The organism is Bradyrhizobium rifense (genome assembly GCF_008123425.1).
Classification (GTDB): Bacteria; Pseudomonadota; Alphaproteobacteria; order Rhizobiales; family Xanthobacteraceae; genus Bradyrhizobium; species Bradyrhizobium rifense.
The window spans coordinates 233,219-252,485 of record NZ_VSSS01000051.1 but is presented as its reverse complement, the minus strand read 5'-3'; the positions used below and the strand labels follow the sequence as shown (position 1 = coordinate 252,485).

General features: G+C 63.7%; 20 protein-coding genes and 1 tRNA gene. 19 read left to right on the top strand and 2 right to left on the bottom strand.

What is annotated here, in order from left to right; all coding sequences use genetic code 11:
* Window positions 1-29: 29 nt before the first annotated feature.
* The 6 genes from FXB40_RS31970 to FXB40_RS31945 all read left to right on the top strand — a co-directional run bounded on the left by FXB40_RS31970 (window position 30) and on the right by FXB40_RS31945 (window position 4,851).
* The gene (locus tag FXB40_RS31970) at window positions 30-1,547 is read left to right on the top strand and encodes an AMP-binding protein (RefSeq protein ID WP_148776080.1); all 1,518 of its coding nucleotides are present in this window, start codon (window positions 30-32) and stop codon (window positions 1,545-1,547) included.
* Window positions 1,548-1,571: 24 nt separating this feature from the next.
* Window positions 1,572-2,210: an RraA family protein gene (locus FXB40_RS31965; RefSeq protein WP_148776079.1), complete on the top strand. Its 639-nt coding sequence runs from the start codon at window positions 1,572-1,574 to the stop codon at window positions 2,208-2,210.
* A gap of 583 nt (window positions 2,211-2,793) precedes the next feature.
* The gene (locus FXB40_RS31960) at window positions 2,794-3,273 is read left to right on the top strand and encodes a hypothetical protein (RefSeq protein WP_148776078.1); all 480 of its coding nucleotides are present in this window, start codon (window positions 2,794-2,796) and stop codon (window positions 3,271-3,273) included.
* A gap of 21 nt (window positions 3,274-3,294) precedes the next feature.
* Window positions 3,295-3,666 (top strand): cupin domain-containing protein, encoded by a 372-nt coding sequence (locus tag FXB40_RS31955; RefSeq protein ID WP_148776077.1) that lies wholly within the window; start codon window positions 3,295-3,297, stop codon window positions 3,664-3,666.
* A 48-nt stretch (window positions 3,667-3,714) separates the two neighbouring features.
* Window positions 3,715-4,671: a tripartite tricarboxylate transporter substrate-binding protein gene (locus FXB40_RS31950; RefSeq protein ID WP_148776076.1), complete on the top strand. Its 957-nt coding sequence runs from the start codon at window positions 3,715-3,717 to the stop codon at window positions 4,669-4,671.
* A 103-nt stretch (window positions 4,672-4,774) separates the two neighbouring features.
* Window positions 4,775-4,851 (top strand) — tRNA-Arg (locus FXB40_RS31945).
* Between the two features lie 162 nt (window positions 4,852-5,013).
* Here FXB40_RS31945 and FXB40_RS50550 read toward each other — a convergent pair.
* Window positions 5,014-5,628, bottom strand: a complete 615-nt coding sequence (locus tag FXB40_RS50550) for a CGNR zinc finger domain-containing protein (protein ID WP_148776074.1) — start codon at window positions 5,626-5,628, stop codon at window positions 5,014-5,016.
* A gap of 20 nt (window positions 5,629-5,648) precedes the next feature.
* Between FXB40_RS50550 and FXB40_RS31935 the strand changes: the two genes are divergently transcribed.
* The 3 genes from FXB40_RS31935 to FXB40_RS31930 all read left to right on the top strand — a co-directional run bounded on the left by FXB40_RS31935 (window position 5,649) and on the right by FXB40_RS31930 (window position 7,101).
* Entirely contained in the window at window positions 5,649-6,368 is a 720-nt protein-coding gene (locus FXB40_RS31935) for an AzlC family ABC transporter permease (RefSeq protein WP_148776073.1), read from the top strand.
* On the top strand, window positions 6,358-6,660 hold the full coding sequence (locus FXB40_RS50545) for an AzlD domain-containing protein (protein ID WP_430648168.1): 303 nt from the start codon (window positions 6,358-6,360) through the stop codon (window positions 6,658-6,660). Before FXB40_RS31935 ends, FXB40_RS50545 begins: the two co-directional genes overlap by 11 nt.
* Window positions 6,661-6,873: 213 nt before the next feature.
* Window positions 6,874-7,101, top strand: a complete 228-nt coding sequence (locus FXB40_RS31930; RefSeq protein ID WP_148776071.1) for a hypothetical protein — start codon at window positions 6,874-6,876, stop codon at window positions 7,099-7,101.
* Here the strand turns inward: FXB40_RS31930 and FXB40_RS31925 are convergent.
* The gene (locus tag FXB40_RS31925) at window positions 7,092-7,685 is read right to left on the bottom strand and encodes a helix-turn-helix domain-containing protein (protein ID WP_148776070.1); all 594 of its coding nucleotides are present in this window, start codon (window positions 7,683-7,685) and stop codon (window positions 7,092-7,094) included. The two genes, FXB40_RS31930 and FXB40_RS31925, sit on opposite strands and share 10 nt — an antisense overlap.
* A 205-nt stretch (window positions 7,686-7,890) precedes the next feature.
* On the opposite strand from FXB40_RS31925, the gene FXB40_RS31920 reads away from it, so the two are divergent.
* The 10 genes from FXB40_RS31920 (at window position 7,891) to FXB40_RS31875 (ending at window position 19,237) form a co-directional block, all read left to right on the top strand.
* A complete protein-coding gene (locus FXB40_RS31920) occupies window positions 7,891-9,123 on the top strand; it encodes a dienelactone hydrolase family protein (protein WP_148776068.1) in 1,233 nt (410 codons plus the stop codon).
* Between the two features lie 84 nt (window positions 9,124-9,207).
* Window positions 9,208-10,746 (top strand): ABC transporter substrate-binding protein, encoded by a 1,539-nt coding sequence (locus FXB40_RS31915; protein ID WP_148776067.1) that lies wholly within the window; start codon window positions 9,208-9,210, stop codon window positions 10,744-10,746.
* Between the two features lie 30 nt (window positions 10,747-10,776).
* Window positions 10,777-11,784 carry an ABC transporter permease gene (locus FXB40_RS31910; protein ID WP_148776066.1) on the top strand — a complete coding sequence of 336 codons (1,008 nt, stop codon included), beginning with the start codon at window positions 10,777-10,779 and terminating at the stop codon, window positions 11,782-11,784.
* Complete coding sequence (locus FXB40_RS31905; protein ID WP_148776065.1) at window positions 11,777-12,664, top strand: ABC transporter permease; 888 nt, start codon at window positions 11,777-11,779, stop codon at window positions 12,662-12,664. The genes FXB40_RS31910 and FXB40_RS31905 overlap by 8 nt, the downstream gene beginning before the upstream one ends.
* A complete protein-coding gene (locus FXB40_RS31900; RefSeq protein WP_148776064.1) occupies window positions 12,661-13,536 on the top strand; it encodes an ABC transporter ATP-binding protein in 876 nt (291 codons plus the stop codon). The genes FXB40_RS31905 and FXB40_RS31900 overlap by 4 nt, the downstream gene beginning before the upstream one ends.
* Window positions 13,533-14,387 (top strand): ATP-binding cassette domain-containing protein, encoded by an 855-nt coding sequence (locus tag FXB40_RS31895; protein ID WP_148776063.1) that lies wholly within the window; start codon window positions 13,533-13,535, stop codon window positions 14,385-14,387. Before FXB40_RS31900 ends, FXB40_RS31895 begins: the two co-directional genes overlap by 4 nt.
* Complete coding sequence (locus tag FXB40_RS31890) at window positions 14,384-15,103, top strand: SDR family oxidoreductase (RefSeq protein WP_148776062.1); 720 nt, start codon at window positions 14,384-14,386, stop codon at window positions 15,101-15,103. The genes FXB40_RS31895 and FXB40_RS31890 overlap by 4 nt, the downstream gene beginning before the upstream one ends.
* Window positions 15,104-15,149: 46 nt before the next feature.
* Entirely contained in the window at window positions 15,150-15,752 is a 603-nt protein-coding gene (locus FXB40_RS31885) for a VOC family protein (protein ID WP_148776061.1), read from the top strand.
* Window positions 15,753-15,987: 235 nt separating this feature from the next.
* Window positions 15,988-17,994 (top strand): SPFH domain-containing protein, encoded by a 2,007-nt coding sequence (locus FXB40_RS31880; RefSeq protein ID WP_148776060.1) that lies wholly within the window; start codon window positions 15,988-15,990, stop codon window positions 17,992-17,994.
* 103 nt (window positions 17,995-18,097) lie between these two features.
* Complete coding sequence (locus FXB40_RS31875; RefSeq protein WP_148776059.1) at window positions 18,098-19,237, top strand: amidohydrolase/deacetylase family metallohydrolase; 1,140 nt, start codon at window positions 18,098-18,100, stop codon at window positions 19,235-19,237.
* Window positions 19,238-19,267: the final 30 nt, after the last annotated feature.

Here is a 19,267-nt window from a genome sequence, read left to right as displayed (position 1 = left end):
ACGCCAAGAAGACGAAGTGGAAACGCCTGATGCTACTGCCCCTGTCCGATGTGCCGCGCTGGTATGCGCAACGCAAACCCGAAGGCACCATCGCCGTCCAGCATGGGCAGGATCAACTGACATGGGACCAGCTCGAGCGCGGCGCCAACCGGCGCGCGCGGGCCTTTGCAGCGAAGGGCGTCAAGCCCGGCGATTTCGTCGCGATCGGATTGCCCAACGGCAATGCGTTCTTCGAGACCACCTTTGCCGTGTGGAAATGCGGTGCGACGCCGACCTCGCTGTCGTGGCGGCTGCCGCGCGGTGAAGCTGCGGCCGTGCTCGAGATTTTGAAGCCCGCGCTGGTGGTCGGCGGCGAGGCCGACTGGAATGCGCAGAACCGGTTGCCGGCGGATTTCGTGCCGGAAGGATTTTCCGACGAGCAGATCGATCCGCCGGTGGCGCGCTACTGGAAGGCCATGACCAGCGGCGGCTCGACCGGCCGTCCCAAGGTGATCCTCGATCACCATCCCGCGGTCGTTGACACGGTCGCACCGCCGCCGCTCAACATGCCTTTCGGCGCCTCGCTGCTGAATCCGGGTCCGCTCTACCACAATGCACCGTTCATCGTGTCGCATTATGCGCTGTTCTACGGCGGCAAGCTCACCGGCCTCGTCAAGTTCGACGCCGAGGAGACGCTGCGGCAGATCGAGCGCGAGCGCGTGCAATGGGTCAATTTCGTGCCGACCATGATGCATCGGATCTGGGCGCTGCCGGAGAACGTCCGCAACGCTTACGACGTGTCGAGCCTGCAGACCGTGTTCCACATGGCGGCCCCGATGCCGCCCTGGCTGAAGGAGAACTGGATCGCATGGCTCGGGCCGGAGCGGGTTTGGGAGCTCTATGGCGGCACCGAGCGGCAGGGTTCCTGCATCATTACCGGCACGGAATGGCTGGCGCACAAGGGCTCGGTCGGCAAGATCGGCGAGACGGCGAAGCTCCGCGTCATCGGCGAGGACGGCAACGACGTTGGGCCCGGGGAGACCGGCGAGATCTACTTCCTCAACAATGACGGCAAGGACGCCACCTATCACTATCTCGGCGCCGAGCCGAAGCGTCGCGCCGACGGCTGGGAATCGCTCGGCGATATCGGCAGGCTGGATGCCGAAGGCTATCTCTATCTCGGCGACCGCCTCGCCGACATGGTGCTGCGCGGCGGCGCCAACATCTATCCCGCCGAGGTCGAGGCCGCGGTGTCCGAATGTCCCGGCGTGCGGTCCTGCGTGGTGGTGGGGTTGCCGGATCCGGAATTGGGCCAGCGTGTGCATGCCATCATCGAGCCGGAGGCGAACGCGGACGGTCAGGCGATTGCGGACGGCATGGCGGACTTCCTGAAAGACAGGCTCAGCCGCTACAAGCATCCCGAGAGTTTCGAGATCGTCAGCATGCCGCCGCGCGACGATTCCGGAAAAGTTCGCCGCACGTTGTTGCGCGACGAGCGCGCGGCATGGATGAAGGAGGGCCGTGCCTTCCGTATCATGCCTGCGAAGGCGCGGGCGCACGCCGAATAAGACATCACAGAAGGACTGATTTCCATGACGATCACCATCGCCGCAAACAGCGTGCCGAAGCCGCCGGCCGATATCATCGAGGGCTTCAGGAATGCGCCGACCTCGATCATCTCAGACAATCTCGGCCGGCTGCCGGGTGCGGTCGGGCTCAAACCCTATCATCGCAGCGGCAGGCTGATCGGTGCGGCCTTCACGGTGCGCACCCGGCCCGGCGACAATCTCACCATCCACCGCGCGCTTGAGCTGGTCGGTCCCGGCGATGTCATCGTGGTCGATGGCGGCGGCGACGAGACCCGGGCGCTGGTCGGCGAGATCATGAAAAACATCGCGCAGTGGCGCAAGGCGGAAGGCTACGTCATCGACGGCGCGATCCGCGATGTCGCAGCCTTCGCCGGCGACGACTTTCCCTGCTTCGCCCGCGCCGTGATCCATCGCGGCCCCTACAAGAATGGTCCCGGTGAGATCAACGTGCCTGTTACGATCGGCGGCAGCGTGATCTCGCCCGGCGACATCGTGGTCGGCGACGAGGACGGCGTGGTGTCGTTTCCCGCCGCGGGTGCGGCGGCGCTGCTGGAGGCGGTGCGTCTCCAGATCAAGCGCGAGGACGACACGCTGAAGGCTATCCGCGAGGGGCGTTACCAGGGATCTTACGGCAAGTCATGATCGAGGCGCCGCTCAGGCAAAGCAATGGTTGAGGCAATTGCAATCAGAGGCTGATTGTTGCTATTTGGGTAGTGATTTCGCGATCTTTGTTTTGGTCAAAGCGTTCTCATAATCCTTATGCTGAGGTTGCTTCGAGTGGTGAGGAATTGCGCTCTTATCCTGTCTGGCATTCTCTTCCTTTTGGTCTCTGCAAACGGCGAGGTTGGTCCGCTGGGGGGGCCGCGTTACGGCCGCGCGTCAACGCCATCTTTCAATGGTCATGAGGTCATCAGCAATCGTCCCGCGCAGCCGATAGTCACCGTCGCTTCGGACGACGGAGGCCGGCGAATGACGGAGGAGGCGTACGCAAAAGCAAATGGTCTCTCCCCGGACGTGGTCGGAAACCGTTTTGCGGCAAGTGGAGTCTTACGATGCCCTGGTGGAGCTAATAGTGCTCAAGTGACTGGAACGCGCGACGTGATCACGACGGCGGCTCACGCGTTTCGGGACCACTGCAAACCACATACCTCACCCGACAAGTGCATATTCGAGTATTATTTGGGAGAGGAGAGGCGGACCCGTTCCTTTGTCGGCGAGCTTATGGATGGGTACATGCGCTGATGGTGGGTCGAGAGCAGTTGTCGGCGACTGGGCAGTCGCAAAGCTCGAATTTCCCGCAGAGGTGACGCCTTACGAGATCTATGAACAACCCGAAATTCTGGTCGAGCTGGAGCGTGTCCTGGCGGTCGTCGGTTATGATATCGAAGCTACAGGAAAGAGGGACAGGTACGGGCCGTTCAACAAGACAATGCAGGAATGCCAAGTACGCGACGTAAGGGACTGGTCGATATTTGAAACGAACTGCGAGTTCACAGTTGGGGCCTCAGGTAGCGCCCTGTTTCGTCTGTTGGGCAGTCGGATGACCCTGTTCGGCGTTCTCAGTGGAGACTATCACGATGAGGAATATTGCCCACGAGGTAGCTGCGAGTTCAAGAGTCGGACATGGTCGAGCGTGTACGTGACCTTGAAAGGTGAGTTCAAGGACCGGCTCTTGGCCACCGTGCGCCTGTCTACAGCAAAATAGAGTGCAGAAGGGGAGATCGGCGTGAGCCAAAAAGAAGAATTCCACAATCTCGACAATGCTGCCGACGGGCTGTTTCGCGAGCTGGCGGCGGGAGTAACCACGCGCATCTTCTCCGGCGAGCAGGCCATGCTGTCGGTGGTGACGCTGGCGCCGCACGCGCAAGGTACGCTGCATCACCATCCCGAGGAGCAATGGGGCGTGTTGCTCGACGGCTCCGCGATCCGAGTCCAGGGCGGGGAGGAGATTGCCGTGAAGAAGGGCGACTTCTGGCGGACGCCCGGCAACGTGCCGCACACCATGCGCGCCGGCCCCGACGGCGCCCGCGTGCTAGACATCTTCAGTCCGCCACGGCCAGAATACAAAAAAGCAGGGTCGGGCTTCGGGACGACCTAGGCGCCAAAGAGCAAAAGCCAGGCGCACAACAAATAAAGGGAGGAAACGATGACGATCACACGACGGGCGCTGCTGGCAGCGCCCGCTATTCTCGCACTCACGCCAGCGTCGGCGCAGGCCGGCAAGATCACCCTCGTCGTGCCGTTTCCGCCGGGCGGATCGACGGATGCGATGGCGCGGCTGCTCCAGAGCAATCTGCAGACAAAACTCAACCGCATCGTCGTGGTCGAGAACAAGTCGGGCGCGGCGGGCGCGCTCGGCGCGGCGCAAGTCGCCAAGAGCCCGGCGGACGGCTCGTCGTTTCTCGTCACCTTCGATTCCCACGCGGTGATCCCGTCGATTCTCGACAAGCCACCGGTCGATGTCGAACGCGAGCTGGTGCCGGTGTTCCTGGTCGGCACCGCGCCTTACGTGATCGCCGCCGGCGCCGGTCGTCCCTACAAGAGTTTTGCCGACGTGGTCGCTGCCTGCAAGGCGACGCCCGGCGCGGTGAAATACGCCTCGGTCGGCATCGGCACGCTCGGCCATCTCGCGATGACTGTGCTCGGCAACAAGGCCGGTGTCGAGATCACCCACGTGCCCTATCGCGGCGGCGGCCCGGCCATGAACGACGTGCTCGGCGGCCATGTCGATCTCATCGCGGGATCGGCGGCGCTGGTCGCGGCCCAGCTCGGCACCAATCTGCTGCGTCCGATCCTGCAGCTCGGCCGCGAACGGCTGTCGGCGCTGCCGGACACGCCGACCGCGATCGAGGCCGGCTTTCCGGACTTCGAGACGCTCGCCTGGTGGGGCATCTTCGCGCCCGCAGGCACGCCGCCTGACATCGTCTCCGCCATGGCGACGGCTTCCAAGGAGATCCTGAGCGAGCCCGCGACCGCCGCCCAGCTCAAGGACACCCAGCAGATGACGCTGCTGCTCGAGGACGGGTCCGCATTCAAGAGCTTCTTCGACAAGCAGGTCGCCTATTGGGGCAAGGTGGTCAAGGACAACAATATCAAGGCCTGATGAGGCCGGCGGCTCTCCTATTCGCCAAGACGAGGGCTTCCGGTCCTGCCACTGCTTTGATATGTAAACCTCCAGGCAACCCGCCCTCACCGGCGGGTTCCGCGGTCCCGTAGCTCAGCCGGATAGAGCGGCGGTTTCCTAAACCGTAGGTCGCATGTTCGAGTCATGCCGGGATCGCCATTCGTCCCCATTCGCCCTCGCTCAGGTCAATATCCTGGGGATGCTCTATTCGATCCGTGCTTGCGTAGCCGGCGATGAAGCGGGAGGGGTCCTCGTGATCAAGTCGTTCGGAACGCCGGTGGCTCGTGATCGGCATCCTAACGTAATTTCATCCGGTAATTCCTATGGGGAGCGCACCGGTCGGCGCTTCGAATAGGCTCGTCGTGCGCGCTCCCGGTTGCCGCAGACCTCGCTGGAACACCAGGCTCGTGAATGGTTTGGACTCTCATCGACGAAAAACCAGCCGCAGCCCTGCGCTTGGCAACAACCCAATCGAGCTGCGTCCTTCGATGAAAGAAGTGCCGTCAGTGACCAGAGGACTGGCCATAGCGGCTCCTCAGGATCAGCGCCCCGCAAATCGTGAACGTATCCCGCTCCATCCCTAACCAGTCCCGGCTGCGCCGGCAACGCTGCGAGCAATCGGTTAAACGGCGCAAGGCGCACGGATTTTCCGCCACACAACGCATCCGCGGCCTCCCATATTTCGCCTCGCAAGGCGCGCGCTTCTCGCATGATGGCTTCTACTGCTGCTGGTTTTCGCGCGCCCAACACTCTCAGCCTTGCGACCGCTTTTGAAGCCAACGTACCGCGCGTATTGCTCCACGAAAGAAACGCTGCGTAGTCGGGAATCAATTCCTGTGGGGCATCGGAGGTGCGCCAGTCCATCGTATTGGCGAAGTCGAGGCAGACGCGACCTCCAAAGAACTGTGTCGCTGCACGTGCAGGATCCCTTGACATAACATACTCCACGCAATCTAATGGTTATGACCATGAGAATTGCAAATTCGTCCTCATCCAGTTGCACCACTGCTGCTTTCCGGCAGGGGTTTTTCGCGGCTCTTCCCTTTATTGCCAGTAATGGAATAGCAGGTATAGCCATGGGAGTTGCCTATCGAAGCCTGGAACTTGGCTTCGTGCCGGCTGTGCTGTTCAGTCTGGTCGTATACTCCGCCACGGCCCAGGCGGTAACACTGGGACTGTGGGCATTGCCGCCTCCAGTCGCTGCATTGATGTTTGCATGCGTAGCGACGAACGCCCGTTATCTGGTGATGGGAGCACAGCTCCGTCAGCTATTTCCGGATATTTCCCGGCGCGTAATGCTTCCGATCCTGTTCCTGCTCGCTGACGCATCGTGGCTAATGACGGTGGCCGAGGCTGAACGAGGACGACGCGATGCCGGCTATCTGCTCGGGTGCAGCTTGCCCATGGCTATCGGCTGGATCGGCGGCACAGCGCTTGGCTATGCGTTGCCGCTAAGGCCGCACGGACCGTTTGCGATTGCGGCCGCGTTCCTGCCATTCGCATTCGTCGCTGCCCTTCTACCCACGCAGTGGCGCGGCCGGAAGAGCCTGCTGCCGTGGACGGTGTCAGCGGCAGTAGGGATTGCCGTGGCCAGCAAGCTTGACCAGAGCTGGGCGATGTTGATCGGCGGTGGTGCAGGCATGTTCGTCAACCTGCTGTGTGGCGATGATGCTTGAGTGGCAGATTATCGCCGCGGTGTTCGCGGTCGGAGCAGCGAGTTACGCAATGCGCTCTGGAGGCTATCTTGCGGCAGGCGTTCTCCCGCAAACCGGCGTCTCGCCGAGGCTCTTGCGTTACGCGCCCGGCAACCTGTTTGTCGCGTTCGTTGCTGCAGGTATTGTCGAGGGCGGATGGCCAAGCCTCTTCAGCTGCCTCGGCGCCGTGACAACAATGCTAGTCACGAAGCGCGAGTGGGCAGCCTTGGGGGTTGGATTCTCCTTGGCTGCATTGATCGCGGCCCTGCGGTGATCGCAGGTTTGTACTGGAGAGCGGCGCCAACGTAAATGCCGCGATGGGTCGTGAAAACTGAGGCCGGGTAGGCTCTGCGCGACTCCAACGGTTAAACTTCGGAAAAAATGTCCCGGGCGGACTGAAGTTTCGGACTGGCGGCTTCGCGACGAGATTGAAGCCAGCTCTGTCGCGATGAGACGTAACGCTGTTTTCAAGCCGAGGAGAGGCAGGATGGCAAAGTCAGGCGAGAAACGAGGCAAGGCGGCAGCCAAGAAGACGACAAAGAAGACAGCGAAGAAACGCGCCAAAGCAGCGGCACCGACGCATGCGGTGCATAATGCCGTGTTCAGGAGTCTGGCGTCACGCAGCAACCAGCATAGCGCGGCGCCGGTCTGTTACCAGCAATTAGCCTCAGCGCATCGCGCATCCCACGCAAAAGTCGCGCAGGCTCAGGGCTGATGCCGCCGCGTGATCGCGACCTGGGCGGCCTGCGTGTAGAGGCTCGACACCAGTTCGAGATGGGAGCCCGTGGCCTCCGACTTTTCGGCCCAGCCGTCCAGCGCTTCCAGCATCGGCGGGAGCGTTGCGGCGCGCAAGGCCGCATAGGCTTCAGTGACGTCGTGGCCCCGCTCGGTCGCGCGGTAGCGCGTCTCCTTGCGCGACGACGAGCCCTCGGTCTCGATCAGGCCGGCCTTCACCAGCTTGCGGGTTGCGTATTGCAGATTGGGGACGTCGACGCGGTTGAGCAACTGGCCGATCTCCGAGAGCCGCTTCGGCTCGTCGCCCATGCGCACCACGTTGAGCACGGCGACGTCGTCGCCGGTCAGCGGCACATCGCAGACGGCGGCAAGGCACGCAGCCTTCCAGCGGTAATAGGCCTGCGCCAGCCGCTCCAGCCTGAACTCGAACTCTGAAAGGCGCCGCTCGGTCTCGGTGCGCGCCAGGTGCCATGAGCCTGTCCGTTCGGCGGCGGCCGGCCGCTGCTTGTCTCTCGCGGCCGTGCCTGTTCGTCGCGCGGCCGCCTTCTGCGTCTTCCTCAACATCGTCTCCTGATTCCCGCCCTCGCTCACGGCCTGGGCAGGCTGTGCTCAATCTATGCTATTTACAAGTTCGATTCTTACATTAAAAATTCAATTAAGAAAGCATGATGAAAAGGCAGCCGCCTTCGCCTCGTGCCGGACGCGTCAGACAGACGCGCCGAAATGGGAGAGGGCTCGAAGGGCTCAACGACGAGAGGGGACGATCACGATGGCCGGACAGTGGATCGACATCGCTGCCAAGGATGGCGGCACGTTCAAGGGGTATCTCGCGCTCCCCGCCTCGGGCTCCGGTCCCGGCATCCTGCTGTTGCAGGAGATTTTTGGCGTCAACAAATCGATGCGCGAGGTTGCCGACCATTATGCCGAGGAAGGCTATGTGGTGCTGGCGCCCGACCTGTTCTGGCGTATGGAGCCTGGCATCGAGCTCGGCTACACCGAGGCCGATTTCGGCAAGGCGATGGGCTATTACCAGCGCTTCGATGCCAATCAGTCGATCAAGGATGCCGCCGACGCGCTGAAGGTGCTGCGCGCGCGCCCCGAGTGCAAGGGCAAGGTCGGCGCGCTCGGCTTCTGTCTCGGCGGCAAGCTCGCTTATCTCGTCGCCGCGCGCACCGACGTCGACTGCGCCGTCAGCTATTACGGCGTCGGCATCGAGGCCGATCTCGGCGAGGCCGGCGACGTCAAATGTCCGGTGGTCTTCCATTTCGCCGAGCTCGACCGGTTTGCGCCGCCGGAGGCGCGTGCGCAGGTCGAGGCGGCGTTCAAGGGCCGGCCCGAGATCGAGTTCTATCTCTATCCCGGCTGCGACCACGCCTTCGCCGCACCGGAACGCGCCAGCTTCAACAAGCCCGCGACCCTTATGGCGCATACGCGCTCGATCGCGGCGTTTCGGAAGGCGCTGGGCCCGCACTACGATCTCTCGGCGCTGTGGGACAGGCACACCGAGCTCGAGTTCGCGACGCGTTCGGCCGAGCAGACCATGACGACCATGGTTGCCGAGCCCTATGTCAACCACATCCCGACCATGACCGGCGGCGTCGGCTATCGCGACCTGCTGCGGTTCTACAAGAACCACTTCATTCCGAAGACACCGCAGGACACCAAGCTGGTGCCGATCTCGCGCACCATCGGCTCCGACCGCATCGTCGACGAGATGCTGTTCTGCTTCACGCACGACATCGAGATCGACTGGATGCTGCCCGGCGTGCCGCCGACCGGTAAATATGTCGAGATCCCGCTGGTGGCGATCGTGCGCTTTCGCGGCGACAAGCTCTACAACGAGCACATCTATTGGGACCAAGCGTCCGTGCTGGTGCAGATCGGGCTCCTGGATCCGAAGAAGTTACCTGTCGCCGGCGTCGAGACCGCGAAGAAACTGGTCGATGAATCGCTGCCGTCCAACACGCTGATGGCGCGCTGGTCCGAGAGCGCCGGGAAATAACCAGGCCTGATCGATGGCGCCGCTCGCGGCGCCGTTTTCGCAACTGCTCGCAATCTCGCGCTCATCGTGTTGGGGGTCATGAACATGTCGTCGCTCTCTCGTCGCTCGCTTCTCCAGTTCGCCGGCGGCGCCGCCGCGCTGCCGCTCGTCTCTGGTCTTAACGGTGGTGCGCTCGCCGCTACGCCGGGCACGCTGACCATTGCCTACAATGTCAATTTGCCGTCGTTCGATCCGACCGTCGGCCTCTCGGCCGTCAACCCGACCATCCAGTCGATCTATCAGGCGGTGTTCGATCCCTTCATCGGCCAGGCGCCCGATCTGTCGTTCAAGCCGGGTATTCTGACGAAATGGGGCTGGAACGAGGATCGCAGCAAGATCACGCTGGACGTGCGGAAGGGCGCAACCTGGCATGACGGCTCGCCGGTGACGCCGGAAGATGTGGTGTGGTCGCTCACCCGCGCCGCGGATCCGAAGGGCGGCAATCCCATCCAGTTCGTCTGGTCCAAGGTCGGCAATTACAAGATCGACGGCAACACCATCACCGGTGACGTGCTGGAGTTCGAGCCGACGCTGTTCAAATGGATGGCGTTCCTCACGGGCTATATCCTGCCCAAGTCTTATTACGAGAAAGTCGGCGCGGAAGGGTTCGAGAAGGCGCCGATCGGATCGGGCCCCTACAAGGTCGACGCCTTCGAGCGCAACGCGTTCCTCAGGCTGAAGGCGCATTCCGGCTATTGGGGCCCCAAGCCCGCCTTCGAGACCGTGGTGTTCAAATTCATCACCGATTCCACCAGCCGCGTCGCGGAGATGGAATCCGGTGGCTCCGATCTCACTTTCGAGATTCCCTACGAGGAGTTCGACCGGTTGAAGGCCAAGCCGGGCCTTGCCGGCCAGACCAAGCCGGTCTCCGACATCGCGATGATCTTCCTCACCGATATCGATCCGATGCTCGACCGCAATGTGCGTCTCGCGGCAAATCACGCCATCGACAAGAAGTCGATCGTCGACCGGCTGCTCAAGGGTTACGGTGTGCCGATCGCGACGCTGGAGGCCCCGGGCTATGCGGCCTTCGATCCTTCGATCAAGGTCGCCTACGATCCGGAGCTTGCCAAGAGCCTGCTCGCCAAGAGTGGTTACTCGCCCGAGAAGCCGGTCAAGTTCACGATCCAGACCACGCGCGGCTTCAAGCCGAAAGACTACGAGATGATCCAGGCGATCGTCGGCATGTGGCGCAAGGTCGGCATCGATGCTACGATCGAGGTCTACGAGATCGCAAAGCATTTCGAGCTGCGTGCGCGCCACGCACTGGCTCCGGCCGCCTTCTACAATTGGGGCAATGCGATCGGCGATCCCTCGACCTCGACCGGCTTTGCGATGTTCGGGCCCTCGCCGCACTGCGCCTGGAAGGGCAAGGACCTCGTCGAGCGCATCGGGCCGCTGTGGGGCGAGAAGGACGAAGCCAAGCGCATCGCCGGTTATAAGGCGGTCGACAAATACATCGCCGAGGAAGGCGAGGTGATCCCGCTGTTCCAGTATGTGCAGCCGATCATCCACAAGAAGGGCCTCAAGGTCGTGTCGCAGTCCAACGGCATGATCCTTCCGCAGCTCGTCACGCCGGCTTAGGCCGCGGTTTCAGGGAAGGGCGACACCAGGATGCGATGGGGCGAGCTGATCAGGCGACTCGTCCTCGTGCCGCCCACGCTGTTCGGTGTGGCGGTGATCGTCTTCGTGCTCCTGCGCGTCGTGCCCGGCGATCCCATCGCCATGATGATCCCGCCCGGCGCCTCCGAGGCCGATATCGGCCGGCTGCGCGCGCTCTACGGCCTCGACCAGCCAATCCTCCAGCAATTTGCGACCTGGCTCGGCCAGGTCGCAAGCGGCGATTTCGGCCGCTCCATCAGCGTGCGGCAGCGCGTGCTCGAATTGTTGCTGGCGCGGCTGCCGGCCACGATCGAGCTTGCGCTGCTCGCAACGATGATTGCCGTTGTGCTCGGCGTGGTCGCAGCGCTCGCCGGTATTTTGCTGCGCGGCCGGCGCGCCGAATGGATCGTCGATGGCGGCATCGGCATGCTGCTCGCGATTCCGGATTTCCTCTGGGCGCTGATCCTGCTGCTGCTGTTCGGTGTGCTCATCCCGCTGCTGCCGATCTCCGGCCGGATCGATCCGGAGATCGACCTCAACCTGCGAAGCAATTTCTACCTGATCGAGAGCGTTCTAGCCGGCCGCTTCGACATCGCCTTCGCGCTCCTGCACCACATGATCCTGCCTGCGGTAGCGCTGGCGCTGCCGTTTGCGGCCCTGGTGGCGCGCTTGCTGAAGGCGTCGCTGGCGGAGGCGGAGGACCAGGATTATGCGCAAATCGCGCGCGCCCGCGGCTATTCGCGCCCGAACATCCTGCTGCATGAGGTGTTTCCCAACGCGTTGATCCCGACGGTCGCGCTCGGCGGCGTCCAGGTGACGCTGCTGCTCGGCGGCACCGTGCTGGTCGAGCGCATCTTCTCCTATGAAGGCATCGGCAACATGGCGATCGACGCGGTGATCAACCGCGACTTTCCGCTGATCCAGGGCCTGGTGCTGACCTTTGCGGTGCTGTTCATCGCGCTCAATCTCGTCGTCGATCTCGTGGTCACCATGCTGGATCCGAGGCTGCGCTATGGCTGACATCGCAGTCACCTCCATCGCCACGCCGCCGTCGCGTCTGCTTGCAGGTCTGAAGCGGGGCGGTCCGCGTCTCTGGCTCGGCGCAGCACTGGTCGCCCTGTTGGTGCTGGCTGCCATCTTTGCACCCCTGCTCGCGCCGCACGATCCGCTCGAGCAGGACCTGATGTCGGCACAATTGCCGCCGGCCTGGATGACCGGCGGCGAGCCCGCCTATCTTCTCGGCACCGACAGCCTCGGCCGCTGTGTGCTGTCGCGCCTGATCTATTCGGCGCGGACCGCGGTGATGGTCGCACTGATCGCGGCAACGCTCGCCGCGGCGATCGGCGTCGCGCTCGGTCTGCTTGCGGGGAGTTTTGGCGGCTGGGTCGACCAGTTCATCTCCCGGCTGATCGACGTCTGGATGGCGTTTCCGCCCGTGCTGCTGTCGATCGTGCTGGCCGCGGTGATCGGCGCCGGCCTCACCTCGGTGATCGCGGCGATCGTGGTGGTCGACTGGACGCGTTTCGCCCGCGTGATCCGCGCCGAGACCATGGTGCAGCTCACGCGCGATTATGCCGCCGCGGCGCGGGTGATCGGCTTGAGCCGGGTGAAGCTGCTGCGGCTGGAGATATTGCCCAATCTTGTTCCGCTGCTTGTGACGCTCCTCGCCGTCGAGATGGGCATTGCGATCCTGGTCGAGGTCATCCTGTCCTTTGTCGGCATCTCGGTGGCCGGCGATACGCCGACCTGGGGCAGCATGATCGCCGAGGGTCGCCAGATCGTCTATCAGGCGCCGTGGATCATGGCGCTTCCGATCGTCTGCATCATCACCAGCGTGATCGGCCTCAATCTCTTCGGTGACGGCCTGCGCCACGCGCTCGATCCGGTACAACGCTCATGACGGCGACGTTCACTGTCGAAGGGCTGAAGGTCGCGATCGGCGCCGCGAATGTGCTGCGCGGCGTCAGCCTCGAAGTGCAGCCCGGTGAGGTCCGCGGGCTGGTTGGTGAATCCGGCGCCGGCAAGTCCATGCTCGGCCGCGCCGTGCTCGGACTGTTGCCGGCGAACGCGGCCGTTACCGCAGGCCGCATCGCCTTCGAGGGCCGCGATCTCCTGGCCATGGCCGAGGCCGAGCGCCGCCGCCTGCTCGGTCGCCGCATCGCGCTGATCCCGCAGGACCCGATGACCTCGCTCAATCCGGTCAAACGCATCGGAGCGCAGATCGGCAATTTGCTGCGGCATCATCTCGACCTGTCGAAGCGCACGGCGCTGGCGCGCGCCGCCGAGCTTCTGACCGAGGTCGCGATCCGCGAGCCCGAACGGGTGCTCGCGCTCTATCCGCACGAAATCTCCGGCGGCATGCGCCAGCGCGTGCTGATCGCGATGGCTTTTGCCTGCGACCCCGCCCTCGTCATTGCCGACGAGCCGACCACGGCCCTCGACGTTACCGTGCAGCGTCAGGTGCTTCAGCTCGTCGAGCGGCTGCGCTTGCGCCATGGCAGCGCCGTGCTGTTCGTGACCCACGATCTCGGCGTGGTCGCAAAGATCTGCCGCAGCATGACCGTGCTGCATGCCGGCCGCGTGCTAGAGGAGGGCGAGACAGCCAACGTGCTGACGCGACCGCGCCATGCCTATACCCGCGCGCTGCTCGCCGCGACGCCGCGCGCCGACCGGCCGGCCGAAGCGCTACGCCCGGTGCCGCCAGCCCTGATCGAGCAATTGTGGTCGGAGGCGCACCGGCTCGATGACGTTGCAGCGGTGGACGCAGCATGAGCGACATCCTGCTCAGTACCGGCAATCTCGGCTTTGGCTATCCGCAGCGCAACGGTCTGTTCGGCAAGCCGACCTTGCGAGAGGTGATCAAGGGCGTCGATCTCGCCGTGCCGCGCGGCTCGGTGCTGGGTCTCGTCGGGGAATCCGGCTCCGGCAAGACCACGCTCGGCCGCCTGCTGGTGCGGCTGTTGAAGCCGACCTCCGGCGGCATCCAGTTCGACGGTGTCGAGATCGGCCAGCTCGATGAAGCTGCGCTGCGCCCCCTGCGGGCACGCATCCAGATGATTTTTCAGGATCCGCAATCCTCACTCAATCCGCGGCTGCGGCTCGGCACGACGCTGACGCGTCCGCTCGGCGTGCATGGGCGGCTGAAAGGCAAACGCGACCAGCGCGAGCGCGCGGCGGCGCTGCTCAATCTGGTCGGACTGCCGGGCGAATTCGCCGACCGCTATCCGCACGAATTGTCCGGCGGGCAGCGCCAGCGCGCCGGCATTGCGCGGGCGCTTGCGCTCGAGCCCGATTTCATCGTCGCCGACGAGATCGTGTCGGGCCTCGACGTTTCGACCCAGGCGCACATCCTGCTGCTGCTGAAGGAGCTGCGCGCGCGGCTCGGTCTCACCATGGTCTTCATCAGCCACGACCTCTCGGTGGTGCGCGTGCTCTGCGACGACGTCGCGATCCTGCATCATGGCGAGGTGGTTGAATTCGGCCCCGTCGCGCGGGTGTTCGGCGCGCCGCAGCATGCCTATACGCAGCAATTGCTTGCCGCCATCCCGTTGCCTGATGTCGAGCCGGGCTGGCTCGACGAAGCCGCGGTCGCTACTCCGCAACAGCAAGGATCAGCCGCATGACCGAGACAATCAAGGGTTCCGTCATCCTCGTCACCGGTGCCGCCGGTGCGATCGCGCAAGCACTTATCGCCGAGCTCAAGGCGCGCGGGGCGGCGAAAATCTACGCCGCTGCGCGCGATGCTTCCGCTCTCGCCGCCTCTGACGGCGTCGTGCCGGTCAAGATGGATGTCACAAGCGATGACGATGTCGCGAAGGCAGCAGGCGCTCTCGGCGACGTCACGCTGCTGATCAACAATGCCGGAATCAACCACAACACCGGCTTCATGGCCGCGCCCGATCTTGTGATCGCACGTGAGGAGATCGAGATCAATTATCTCGCGCCCCTGCGGGTGACGAAGGCCTTCGCACCGACGCTGATCAAGAACAAGGGGGCGGTGCTCAACATCCTCACCATCCTGGCGCGCGTCAACCTGCCGTTCATGGGATCCTATTGCGCCTCCAAGGCGGCGGGTCTCAGCCTGACGCAAGGCTTGCGCGGTGATCTCGGCCCGAAAGGCGTGCGTGTCGCCGCCGCGCTTCCCGGTGCGATCGACACCCGCATGACCGCGATGCTGACCATCCCGAAGATGACGACCGCGGATGCGGCAAAGGAAATCCTCGACGGTTTCGAGGCCGGCGAGGAGGAAATCTATGTCGGCGAGATGGCGCGTGGCCTTGCGCAGGGCCTCGCTCACGATCCCAAGGGTGTCGAGCGCCAGTTGGCGTCGCCGGGCTGAGTTTCAAATCGGATGTTGTGTTGCTGCGAACCAAAAGGAAGCGATCATGATCCCGTTGCGAGTACTGCTTGCCTCCGCCGCGCTGTCGCTCGGCGCCTCGATCCTGCCGGCTTCGGCGGATTCCATTCCCGGCCTGCGCGGCCACGATCACACCGGCATCACCGTGCCGGACGTGAAGGCGGCGACCGCCTTCTTCACCGACGTGCTCGGCTGCTCGCATGCGATGTCGTTTGGACCGTTCATGGACGACAAGGGCACGTTCATGCAGGACGTCGTCAATGTGAACCCGCGCGCCGTCATTGACGAGATCAGCATGGTCCGCTGCGGCTATGGCTCCAACATCGAGCTGTTCCAGTATCAGTCGCCCGACCAGGCCAAGACGCTGCCGAAGAACAGCGACATCGGCGGCCATCACATCGCGCTCTATGTCGACGACATCACAAAGGCCGCCGAGTATCTGCGGTCGAAGAACGTCAAGACCATGCAGGGCCCGATCCCGGTGAACGAAGGGCCGGCGGCCGGCCAATCCATTCTCTACTTCCTGACGCCGTGGGGAATGCAGATGGAGCTGATCAGCTATCCCAAGGGCATGGCCTATGAGAAGAGCGCCAAGACCGTGCTGTGGTCGACGACCGAGCCGACGAAGTGACGCTCGTCATAGACGAATTCGCGACTCGGATTTTTCAGCCGCCGAGCGGATCCTGACGGTCTGCTCGGCCGCGCAAATTCGGTTCCCGTCAAGTCCCCAATAAAAAAAGATTGGCACTGCTCCGCGCGACGTCGTGCTTGCGGAGCAAGGGCCGTATTCACATCTCCGCTCCCGCAATTCTGGGGTGTGGCCTTGGTTAACACGGCCGCCCAGTTGCGAATTGTGGAGAAGAGCTATGGACCTCAATGGTTTCAATGGCGCCTGGCTGATCCAGCCGGCGCTTTGGGCCGCGGCGGCGATCGCGCTCGTGATCCTGCCGCGCGCTTCGAAAATCTTTCGTTACATTCCGAACAATCAGGTTGGCATCGTCGAGAAGCTGTGGTCGACGAGCGGATCGATCGAGGGCGGATTCATCGCGCTGAACGGTGAAGCCGGTTACGAGCCGGACGTGCTGCGCGGCGGCCTGCACGTGTTCTTTCCGTTCATGTACCGGATCCACAAATCGGATCTCGTCACGGTCGGACAGGGCAAGATCGCCTATGTGTTCGCGCGGGACGGCGCGCCGCTCCTGCCATCGCAGGTGCTCGGTGCCAACGACACCGAGGACAGGGCGGATTTCCAGGACGTGCGGCGCTTCCTGCTCGGCGGTGGCCAGAAGGGGCCGCAGCGCAAGATCCTGCGCGAAGGCACCTATGCGATCAACACGACGCAGTTCGCGATCATCACCGACGAACGCGTCTACGGCCATGCCCTCAGCGGGCAGGAGCGCAGCGTGCTCGACGCCATGCAGCTGACGATCGCCGAGCGCTGGGGCTTTACGCCCGTCGTGCTCGCGGCCGATCACGATCTGGTCGGCGTCGTCACCGTGCATGACGGTCCGTCGCTGCCGTCAGGCGAGATCATCGCGCCCGAGGTCGGCACTGACCTCCGCGACGACGAGATCTTTCACAACAATTTCCAGGAGCCCGAGAAGTTCTTGGCGGCCGGCGGTTACCGCGGCCGGCAATTGCAGGTCATCGTCGAGGGCACCTGGTACATCAACCGCCTGTTCGCGACCGTCGAGGCGGTGCCGAAGACGGTAATCCCGGTCGGCAATGTCGGCGTCGTCATCTTCTATACCGGCCCGCATAGCGACGACGTGTCGGGTGAGCAATATCGCCACGGCGAGCTGGTTCTCAACGGCGGCCGCGGCGTCTGGAAGGATCCGCTGCTGCCCGGCAAATACGCCTTCAACACCTATGCCGGCAAGATCGAGATCATCCCGACCGTCAACTTCATCCTGAAATGGGTGCGCGGTGAGGTCGGCGCGATGAAGCTCGATGAGAACCTGTCGGAGATCTCGCTGATCACCCGCGATGCGTTCGAGCCGACGCTGCCGCTCTCGGTGGTCATGCATATCGACTACAAGAAGGCGCCGATGATCATCCAGCGTTTCGGCGATGTGAAGAAGCTCGTCGAGCAGACGCTCGACCCGATGGTGAGCGCGTTCTTCAAGAACATCGCGCAGAAAATGACCCTGATCGAGCTGCTGCAGAACAGGGCACAGATCCAGGAGGAATCGGCAGCGCAAATGAAGGCAAAGTTCGAGAGCTATTCGCTCGACCTCCAGGAAGTCCTGATCGGCACGCCGCGGGCCGCGGCCGGCGACCACACCATCGAGAACATCCTGATCCAGCTCCGTTCTCGCCAGATCGCGCGCGAGCAGATCGAGACCTACCAGGAGCAGGAGAAGGCCGCCGTGCAGGAGCGCGCGCTCAACGAGGCCAAGGCGACGGCTGCGGCGCAGACGGCGCTGACGCAGTCGCTCATCCAGATCAAGGTGAACGAGAACGAGGGCGCCGCGGCGTTCGCTCGCGCGCAGAAGGATGCGGAGACCCGAAAAGTGACGGCGGCCGCGGTCGGCGAGCAGTCACGGCTCGAGGGCCAGGGTGAGGCCGATCGTGTGCTGGCGGTCGGTACTGCCAACGCTCAGTCGACGAAACTCTCGGTCGATGCATACGGCGGCCCGGAGTTCAGGCTGGCCGAGCAGAACTTTGCGAAGTTCGCGGAAGCCCTGACCAAGATCAACCAGCCCTTGGTGCCGCAATTCCTGATGTCCGGCGCGCAGGGGCAGGAAAGCAACAATGCGGGCCTGATCCCGACCGCGATGCTGAGCTCGATGTTCGGCCGCATGATGCCCGATGCGCTCGAGCGGCTGAAAGAGGAGGCGCCACGCGCGGATCGCAGGACGAACGGGCACTAAGCGAGTTGATTTGCGTCGCTGGTGTGAAAATTGCTAACAGAGGCGACCGGGCTGGAAGTATCCCTTCCAGCCCGGTCCATGTTTGCCTGATCCGGAGATGATGATGCCTTTCGATTTGATCCTGCGCGGCGGACGGGTCGTTGACCCCTCGCAGAAGCTCGACGCTGTGACCGATGTTGCCTTTGCCGGCGGCAAGGTGGCGGCGGTGGGCAGTGGGCTCAAGGCGGATCCGTCGACCCAAGTGCGCGACGTCTCGCAGTTCATCGTGACGCCGGGGCTGATTGATCTTCACACCCACGTCTATTGGGGCGGCACCTCGCTCGGCATCGATGCCGAGGAATTCTGCCGCGCCTCCGGCGTCACCACCTCGGTCGACACCGGCAGCGCCGGCCCCGGCAATTTCGCGGGCTTCCGCAAGCATGTGATCGAACCGAGCCAGGTCCGCATCCTCGCCTATCTCCACGTCTCCCATGCCGGCATTTTCGGCTTCTCGCACCGGATCATGGTCGGCGAGAGCGAGGAGTTGCGGCTGATGAATCCGATCGAAGCGGCCAAGGTCGCGGATGCCAATCGCGACCTCATCGTCGGCATCAAGGTGCGCGTCGGGCTGCACTCCTCGGGCACCTCGGGCGCAGTGCCGCTCGATATCGCGCTCCAGGTCGCCGACGAGGTCGGCATGCCCCTGATGGCGCATATCGATCATCCGCCCCCGACCTATGAAGAGGTGCTGGCCCGCCTGCGTCCCGACGACGTGCTGACCCATGCATTCCGCCCGTTCCCGAACACGCCCGCGACCGCGCAGGGCACGGTGAAGAAGGCGGTGCTGGATGCGCGCGAGCGCGGCGTGCTGTTCGATATCGGCCACGGCAAGGGCTCGTTCGCGTTCAAGACCGCGCGCGCGATGCTCGCCAACGGCTTCTATCCGGACACCATCTCATCCGACATCCATCAGCTCTGCATCGACGGCCCGGCCTTCGACCAGGTGACGACCATGTCGAAATTCCTCTGCATGGGCATGTCGCTGTCGGACGTGATCGCGGCCTCGACCGAGAACGCCGCGATGGCGCTGCGGCGGCCCGAGCTCGGCAGCCTCAAGCCGGGCAGCGTCGGCGACGCCACACTGATCTCGGTGAAGCAAGGCCAGTTCGACTATGAGGACGTCGTCGGCGAGCACCTGATCGGCGATCGCAAGATCGTCTCCGAAGGCGTCGTCATCGGCGGCCGCTGGTGGCATCCGAATTAGGGCTTTGCCTCTCGCCGCTTGTGGGGAGAG

What these genes read in the sequence shown, in the direction of transcription:
- FXB40_RS31970 (WP_148776080.1), top strand. Translation starts at nt 30, where the DNA reads ATGCTACTGCCCCTGTCCGATGTGCCGCGCTGGTATGCGCAACGCAAA.
- FXB40_RS31965 (WP_148776079.1), top strand. Translation starts at nt 1,572, where the DNA reads ATGACGATCACCATCGCCGCAAACAGCGTGCCGAAGCCGCCGGCCGAT.
- FXB40_RS31960 (WP_148776078.1), top strand. Translation starts at nt 2,794, where the DNA reads ATGGGTACATGCGCTGATGGTGGGTCGAGAGCAGTTGTCGGCGACTGG.
- FXB40_RS31950 (WP_148776076.1), top strand. Translation starts at nt 3,715, where the DNA reads ATGACGATCACACGACGGGCGCTGCTGGCAGCGCCCGCTATTCTCGCA.
- FXB40_RS50550 (WP_148776074.1), bottom strand. Translation starts at nt 5,628, where the DNA reads ATGTCAAGGGATCCTGCACGTGCAGCGACACAGTTCTTTGGAGGTCGC.
- FXB40_RS31935 (WP_148776073.1), top strand. Translation starts at nt 5,649, where the DNA reads ATGGTTATGACCATGAGAATTGCAAATTCGTCCTCATCCAGTTGCACC.
- FXB40_RS50545 (WP_430648168.1), top strand. Translation starts at nt 6,358, where the DNA reads ATGATGCTTGAGTGGCAGATTATCGCCGCGGTGTTCGCGGTCGGAGCA.
- FXB40_RS31930 (WP_148776071.1), top strand. Translation starts at nt 6,874, where the DNA reads ATGGCAAAGTCAGGCGAGAAACGAGGCAAGGCGGCAGCCAAGAAGACG.
- FXB40_RS31925 (WP_148776070.1), bottom strand. Translation starts at nt 7,685, where the DNA reads ATGTTGAGGAAGACGCAGAAGGCGGCCGCGCGACGAACAGGCACGGCC.
- FXB40_RS31920 (WP_148776068.1), top strand. Translation starts at nt 7,891, where the DNA reads ATGGCCGGACAGTGGATCGACATCGCTGCCAAGGATGGCGGCACGTTC.
- FXB40_RS31915 (WP_148776067.1), top strand. Translation starts at nt 9,208, where the DNA reads ATGTCGTCGCTCTCTCGTCGCTCGCTTCTCCAGTTCGCCGGCGGCGCC.
- FXB40_RS31910 (WP_148776066.1), top strand. Translation starts at nt 10,777, where the DNA reads ATGCGATGGGGCGAGCTGATCAGGCGACTCGTCCTCGTGCCGCCCACG.
- FXB40_RS31905 (WP_148776065.1), top strand. Translation starts at nt 11,777, where the DNA reads ATGGCTGACATCGCAGTCACCTCCATCGCCACGCCGCCGTCGCGTCTG.
- FXB40_RS31900 (WP_148776064.1), top strand. Translation starts at nt 12,661, where the DNA reads ATGACGGCGACGTTCACTGTCGAAGGGCTGAAGGTCGCGATCGGCGCC.
- FXB40_RS31895 (WP_148776063.1), top strand. Translation starts at nt 13,533, where the DNA reads ATGAGCGACATCCTGCTCAGTACCGGCAATCTCGGCTTTGGCTATCCG.
- FXB40_RS31890 (WP_148776062.1), top strand. Translation starts at nt 14,384, where the DNA reads ATGACCGAGACAATCAAGGGTTCCGTCATCCTCGTCACCGGTGCCGCC.
- FXB40_RS31885 (WP_148776061.1), top strand. Translation starts at nt 15,150, where the DNA reads ATGATCCCGTTGCGAGTACTGCTTGCCTCCGCCGCGCTGTCGCTCGGC.
- FXB40_RS31880 (WP_148776060.1), top strand. Translation starts at nt 15,988, where the DNA reads ATGGACCTCAATGGTTTCAATGGCGCCTGGCTGATCCAGCCGGCGCTT.
- FXB40_RS31875 (WP_148776059.1), top strand. Translation starts at nt 18,098, where the DNA reads ATGCCTTTCGATTTGATCCTGCGCGGCGGACGGGTCGTTGACCCCTCG.